At 72.7% G+C, this 1,421-nt stretch carries 1 protein-coding gene; it reads right to left on the bottom strand.

Annotation, left to right across the window (positions count from 1 at the left end; translation table 11 throughout):
- Positions 1-1,137: DUF5667 domain-containing protein (locus AOK23_RS43500; RefSeq protein ID WP_055717863.1), on the bottom strand; the 1,137-nt coding region annotated here is incomplete at its 3' end.
- Positions 1,138-1,421 lie beyond the last annotated feature (284 nt).

The following is a 1,421-nucleotide window of genomic DNA, read 5'->3' as shown; positions in this document are numbered from 1 at the left end:
AGATGTGTATAAGAGACGTCGGTTGGAGGTGTCGTCCTCGGGCGGGTCGAGCAGACCGCCGGTGGTGCCGCCGACGAGGTTCTCGCCGCTGTCCGACGCGGACGGGTCGGGCTTGCCGCCGCTCTCCCGGCTGTCCGCGGAGCCGCCGCCGGTGCTGGGCGCCGGACGGCCGGAGTCGGCCGCGCCGGGAGCCCGGGAGCCCGGGGAACGGCGCTGCTTGTCGTCGCCGCCCGGTGCGGGGGGCTGCGGCAGCAGCGACCGGTGCGGGGCGACCTCTTCGTCTATGGCGTCGAAGACCGAGGACACCTGCTGACTGACGTCCCCGAGCTGGACGGGCAGCCGCTCGCGCAGCGCGTCCCACGCCTCCCGGTGGGACCGGGAGAAGGCCGACAGGGCCTGGATGGGGCCGAGGGAGCCCGGGTCGCGCTGGTAGGCCTCGTGCAGCAGGCGGTGGCCCTCGGCGGCGTCGTGCTTCATGCCGGTGAGGGCCCGGCGGACGTCGCCCAGGGACTCGTGGTCGAGGTGTCCGCCGCGGCCGCGCTCCATGAGCCTGCGGGCCTCGCTGAGCCGGGTGGACGCCTGGTCCAGGTAGAGCCGGCCCCGGTCGTCGGTGTCGTCGGCCAGGGTGAGCTTCACGTCCTCGATGCCGCGCTTGAGGCCGTAGAGCGAGTCACCGGGTAGGGCGTCCGAGCTGGCGGCGGCCACACCGCCGAAGGCTCCCGCGGCGACTCCGACGCTGAGCCCGCCCGCGGCGAGGCCCTTCGTCAGCCGTGAACGTGGTCGCAGTTTGCCCAGCGGGCTCGCCCGGTGGGCGCCCCTCGCCTTGCCGGCTCGCTGCTCGGGCACCGAAGAGTCCTTCGCCTCGCGCCCCGCGAGCGTGCCGTCCCGCAGCATGGCTTCCATCGCGGCCACCAGTTGGGCGCGCTGGACCACTTTGACCTCGGGGTCAAGCTCCGGCTTGGGCAGCTCGTCGAGACCGGTCGCCAGGGACAGCAGGCGTCCCTGATCGGTCTGTTCCGCTGCCGGGGCCGGTGCCGATCCCTCGGGCTGCTCGGCCGCCGTGCCCTGGTCGGACAGCTCCTCCAGGGCCTGGGCGAAGGCGTTCGCCCGCCGGTGCGCCGATACGTTCGCGATCACTGGCGGCACCTCCTCTCGTCATGACGGTCGACTCCCCAGGGGGTCCTGAGGGTTGCACGTCCCGACCAATGCACACGATCGAGTGATCGATGTCGGCCGGGCCGTGACCACAGGGAGCCTGTATCCCGCTCAACGAGTGGTGCGGCACTTGGGTTACGGACGGAGGATGAACCGGCGAAGAAGTCAACGGAAGTCGACCGAGGGTGAGTTGGAGGTCGCCGAGCATGTCCGGACGCAGCGCTCGGCGCGGGGGTGGCGATGGTTCGCCGGGGTGGGTCCTGCCG

Source organism: Streptomyces torulosus, assembly GCF_001419765.1.
Classification (GTDB): domain Bacteria; phylum Actinomycetota; class Actinomycetes; order Streptomycetales; family Streptomycetaceae; genus Streptomyces; species Streptomyces torulosus.
Note: the sequence above shows the minus strand (reverse complement) of the source record. Positions and strands in the feature narration are given on the sequence as shown.